The 5,045-nt window shown below is 59.0% G+C and carries 5 protein-coding genes; 2 read left to right on the forward strand and 3 right to left on the reverse strand.

Translation table 11 applies throughout. From position 1 onward, the window contains the following. Positions 1-73 precede the first annotated feature (73 nt). Entirely contained in the window at positions 74-631 is a 558-nt protein-coding gene (locus EJA71_RS18625; protein ID WP_158959117.1) for an NADPH-dependent FMN reductase, read from the reverse strand. A gap of 183 nt (positions 632-814) precedes the next feature. Here EJA71_RS18625 and EJA71_RS18630 point away from each other — a divergent pair, with 183 nt between their 5' ends. Together EJA71_RS18630 and EJA71_RS18635 are read left to right on the forward strand one after the other, a co-directional pair. Continuing rightward, the gene (locus EJA71_RS18630; RefSeq protein ID WP_158959118.1) at positions 815-1,045 is read left to right on the forward strand and encodes a hypothetical protein; all 231 of its coding nucleotides are present in this window, start codon (positions 815-817) and stop codon (positions 1,043-1,045) included. A gap of 84 nt (positions 1,046-1,129) precedes the next feature. Next, positions 1,130-2,023 (forward strand): LysR family transcriptional regulator, encoded by an 894-nt coding sequence (locus EJA71_RS18635; RefSeq protein ID WP_158959119.1) that lies wholly within the window; start codon positions 1,130-1,132, stop codon positions 2,021-2,023. Here the strand turns inward: EJA71_RS18635 and EJA71_RS18640 are convergent. Beyond that, positions 1,989-2,603, reverse strand: a complete 615-nt coding sequence (locus tag EJA71_RS18640; RefSeq protein WP_158959120.1) for a GNAT family N-acetyltransferase — start codon at positions 2,601-2,603, stop codon at positions 1,989-1,991. The genes EJA71_RS18635 and EJA71_RS18640 overlap by 35 nt on opposite strands. Positions 2,604-2,617: 14 nt before the next feature. After that, positions 2,618-4,873: an Orn/Lys/Arg decarboxylase N-terminal domain-containing protein gene (locus EJA71_RS18645; protein WP_158959121.1), complete on the reverse strand. Its 2,256-nt coding sequence runs from the start codon at positions 4,871-4,873 to the stop codon at positions 2,618-2,620. Positions 4,874-5,045 lie beyond the last annotated feature (172 nt).

Raw genomic sequence — 5,045 nt, forward strand, 5'->3', positions numbered from 1 at the left:
CAGTCGACTCATTGGCAACTGACAGTCCGCTATCGCGAGCAGGCTCACTCCTACATTTTGTTTCGTGTATGGCTTATTTCTTGTGTTGTTCTACGAATTGTCCGTAGGCATTGATAAAACTCTGCAGAAAAGGTTTCACCGACTCGCTCAACTTACCCGCCTCATCAAACGCCGAGCCCGCGCCGCCAAGGTACGCTTCAGGCTGCTGCATGCACGGCACATTGAGAAACACGAACGACTGGCGCAAATGCTGGTTGGCGCCGAAACCACCGATGGCGCCGGGCGATACGCTGATCACCGCCCCCGGCTTGCCACTCCACACCGCTTTGCCATAAGGCCGCGAGCCAACGTCGATGGCGTTTTTCAATGGTGCGGGCACCGAGCGGTTGTACTCGGGTGTGACAAACAGCACCGCGTCGGAAGAACCCACTTTTTGCCGGAAAGTGCTGTAGGCTGCCGGCGGTGAATCACCGTCGATGTCTTCGTTATAAAGCGGCAGATCGCCTATTTCGACAATCTCGAGTTTGAGATTCGCCGGGGCCAGCTCCGCCAGGGCCATGGCGACCTTGCGATTGATCGATGCTTTGCGCAGGCTACCGACCACTACCGCGACGTTGTAGACATTGCTCATGGAAGACTCTCGATTGTCCGTGGGAGGAGCCAGTAGTTATAGATGATCCGGTGACGATTCCACCAGCACCCGAGGGAAATTCCCGCGTGTTGATTATTTTTTTCCTGTAGGAAAACTTACAGGCCTTGATGACGGTCTACCAAGCCGCAAATCAAGCGTTTTATCTCCAGAGGTTCTAAGCAGATGGCAGCAGTACTCGTCGGTCAGTTCCATGCAAGAGATGCGGAAGGCCGCGTTTATTCCGTGCATGAATTCCAGGAATCCAACCCGTCGGCAGACGGTCTCACTGGCTCGGAGCCGATTTACAAACTGGCCATTGGCGATCGCGTCAACAAGGTCAACGAGAACGAGTTTCTCCTGGTTCAGTCAGGCATCACCCTGATCCGCGAACCTGAGCCAACCGTCGCTTCATAACTCATCGTTATGAGCAGAAGTCATATGCGCAGACTTGGGGTAGGATTCAGCCACTGACCCACCTGCTGAACATGGACTTCACGCATGCGTTTACGTCATATCGAAGTGATTCAGGCGCTCTTGCAGACCGGTCACCTGGGCACTGCCGCCGAATGGCTGCAGTTGCCGGTGGCCGAGGTCGAAGAGCGTTTGCGCGAAGCCGAGAGTCAGTTGGGGTTCATGCTCTTCGCCAGTGTGCGCGGGCGCTTGCAATCGACACCCGAAGCACGGGCATTGCAGGTCGAAATCGCCCACGTCTATGAAGCGCTCGAGCCCGTGCAGCGCTTGGCCAGCAGCCTCAAGCAATATCTCGCCCCGCCCTTGCGCATCATCGGCACCCCGCCGCTGGCGCAACAATTACTCCCACAAAGTCTCGCCGCCCTGCGCCGACGCCTGCCCGATGCACCGTGCAGCCTGCTCAGCGCGCCGACCCGCGATATCGTCCGCAGCCTGTTGTTGCGTGAAAGCGATCTGGGCCTGAGCCTGCACGACCCCGAACATCCCGACATCGATTGCCGGCCACTGGCCCAAGGCAAGCTGCAATTGCTCGCGCCCCACGGCTGGCTGCAACCGAAACAGAAATACATTTCCCTGCAGGATCTGGCCGGTCAAGCCATGCTCGGCCTCGAAGGCCAGGACCCGCTGAGTCCGGCGCTGGAAAACAAGCTCCAGGCCCTGCGCCCGGCGCCGAGCATCCAGACCCGCGTACAAACCCATCAGATGATGCGCAGCATGGTCGAGGCCGGTGAAGGCCTGGCCATCGTCGACCCGTTCACGGCGTTGGGCGCCCGCGCAAGCGGGCTGGATGTCTGTCCGTTGTCGCCCGCCGTGCCAATCAGTCTCTACGCCTTGACCTTCAAGCACGCCGCGCCGTCATCGGCGATTCAGGCGTTACTCGCGATCATCACGGAACAAGCCGAGGCGATGTTGGCGAGCTGAGGGAATTCTCCAGCGGGTTATCGAACAAGCGATACCAGAACAACGCCACTTCAGCGGTGTTCGGGTCGATGCCGCGATAGCGCAACTGGTCAACACCGCCGATCACATAGCCGCAGCGCTCATACAAACGACAGGCACCGAGATTGTTATTCTGGGTTTCGAGCATGATCCCCGGGAGCTTTTTCTTGCGACTCCAGAACTGCGCGACATCGAGCAAGGCTTTCGCCACACCGTGCCGCCGCGCCGGTGCATGCACCGCTAACTCGTCGATATGAGCGAAGCCGTTCCAATTGGTGCTGATCACCAGATGGCCGACCGGTTCGTCGTCCAGATACGCCATGAAAATCGCACTATCGGGCGCATTGTGGAAGGCGCTGAACTCCTCCGGATCGATGCCATAGCACTTGCGGTACGGCACGATCGGCGTCACCTGCCACTGTTCGACAGGCTGGCCGATCACGGCAGCGCCATAGGCGGCAACCTCGAAACTGAAGTCGCTGCCCCAGATATACGGCGCAAAGCCTTCGTCGGCGACCCGCACCGACAGCCCTGGGTATTTCGGATTCATGACCGGTCGCATACTCGGGAAAGTCCTCATTCCTTGACGCAATCGACGGTGTAGTGCCGTCCATTGCCTTCGTCTTCGTGCTGCAATCCATGCACATCCGCGACAAAACCGGGGAAGCTGCTATCGAACGTGCGAGCAAATTTCAGGTAATCGATGATCGAACGGGTCGATTCGGTAAAGCGTTCGCCGGGCATGATCAACGGAATACCGGGTGGGTACGGCACCAGCATCACTGCAGCGATGCGCCCTTCCAGCTCATCGATCGGTACCGCCTCGACTTCGCCGCGTACCAGATGATCGTAAGCGTGAGCGGGTTTCATGGCGATTTCCGGGAGCACGGTGTACATGCGTTTAAGGTGTTTGGCCGTGGCGTTGCTGCGGTAACAGGCGTGCAGTTGATCGCACAGGTCACGCAGGCCCATGCCGCGATAACGCGCCGTGTCTTGTTGCGCTACGCATGGCAGGCAGGTATCGAGGCGTACGTTGGCGTCATAACTGCGCTTGAACTCCAGCAACTCGGTGAGCAGCGTGCTCCATTTGCCCTTGGTGATGCCCATCGAGAACAACACCAGAAAGGAGTACAGGCCGGTTTTTTCCACGACCAGCCCACGCTCCCAAAGAAATTTGCTGACCACCGCCGCCGGAATGCCCTTCTCGCTGAGCGCGCCACCGGCATTCAGACCCGGCATCACCAGCGTGACTTTGATCGGGTCGAGCAACACGTAATCGTCGCTGACCTCGCCGAAACCGTGCCAATCGGCATCCGGTTGCAACAACCAGTCTTCGGTCTGTACGCGATCGATGCCTTCGACGCCCGGCGGCTGCCAGATCGAGAACCACCAGTCATCAGCGGCAATGTGCTGACGCAGATTGGCCAGCGCACGACGGAAGCTCAGCGCCTCATCGAAGGTCTCCTGCAACAGCGAACGCCCGGCCGGGCCTTCCATCATCGCCGACGCCACATCCAGCGAGGCGATGATGCTGTACTGCGGCGAGGTCGAGATATGCATCATGAACGCTTCGTTGAAACGGTCGCGATCCAGTTGCCGCGCCCCGCCATCCTGCACATGGATCATCGACGCCTGACTGAATGCCGCAAGCAGTTTGTGCGTGGAATGGGTGGTGAACACCAGCGGGCTGTCTTCGCTGCGCGACGTGGCCATGCCGTAACGTCCGGCAAAAAATTCGTGAAACGCCGCATAGGCGTACCAGGCTTCGTCGAAATGCAGGACTTCGACGCTATTGCCCAGACTTTGCTTGATCAGTTCGGCGTTGTAGCAGAGGCCGTCGTAGGTCGAATTGGTGACCACCGCGAGTTTGACTTTCGGCTCACGGCCCTTGGTCAGCGGGCTGGCGTCGATCTTGGCGCGGATCGATTCGCGGCTGAATTCGCTCAGCGGAATCGGCCCGATGATGCCCAGCTCATTGCGTTCCGGGCACAGGTACAACGGGATAGCACCGGTCATGATGATCGCGTGCAACACCGACTTGTGGCAGTTGCGATCGACCAGTACCAGATCATCGCGCCCGACCATCGAGTGCCAGACAATCTTGTTGGCGGTCGAGGTGCCATTGATCACGAAAAAGGTGTGATCGGCGCCAAAATTACGCGCGGCCCGCGCCTCAGCTTCGGCGAGTGGTCCGGTGTGATCGAGCAGCGAACCCAGCTCCGGCACCGACACCGACAAATCCGAACGCAGGGTGTTTTCGCCAAAGAACTGGTGAAACGCCTGCCCCACCGGACTCTTGTGATACGCCACGCCACCGCCATGGCCGGGGGTGTGCCAGGAATAGTTGGAGTCCGCCGTGTGCTGCACCAGCGCCTTGAAAAACGGTGGCAGCAAACCGTCCAGATACTTGCGCGCCGCCCGGGCGACTTGCCGGGCGAGAAACGGCACGGTGTCTTCAAACAGATAGAGAATGCCGCGCAATTGATTGAGCTCGGCCATCGCATCGGCCGGAGCGTTTTCCAACGTGACTTGTTCACCCAAGGCAAAGATCGGCAGATCCGGCGCACGCACCCGTGCCAGGCCGATCAGTTCGGCCATGTTCTGTAATAGATGCGAGTTGGTGCTGGCGTCTTCGGCGGCAATCAGCATGCACGCCAAGCCATGATGGGTCGACGCCACCAACCGCCCTTCGGTGTAGTCAGTGGCCGAAACGATACTGAAACCTTCCTGCTCCAACTCCAGGGCGATGCCACGGATGCGGTCACCGGCGACCGTGTCGGCCTTGATGTCGCGATGGACGATCAACACCGGAAACTTCAAATCTTTGTACATGGGGCTCAGTGTCCTGAGGCGGCAGAATTGAATCTGCCAATGCACTCAGGGTAGAGGGTTGCAGCGAATGTGGCGAGGGTGGCCACTTGGCTTCATGCCGCCAAAAGCAAAAGATCGCAGCCTGCGGCAGCTCCTACATTGGAATGCAATCCCCTGTAGGAGCTGCCGCAGG

Source organism: Pseudomonas sp. PB106, from assembly GCF_009764645.1.
Classification (GTDB): Bacteria; Pseudomonadota; Gammaproteobacteria; order Pseudomonadales; family Pseudomonadaceae; genus Aquipseudomonas.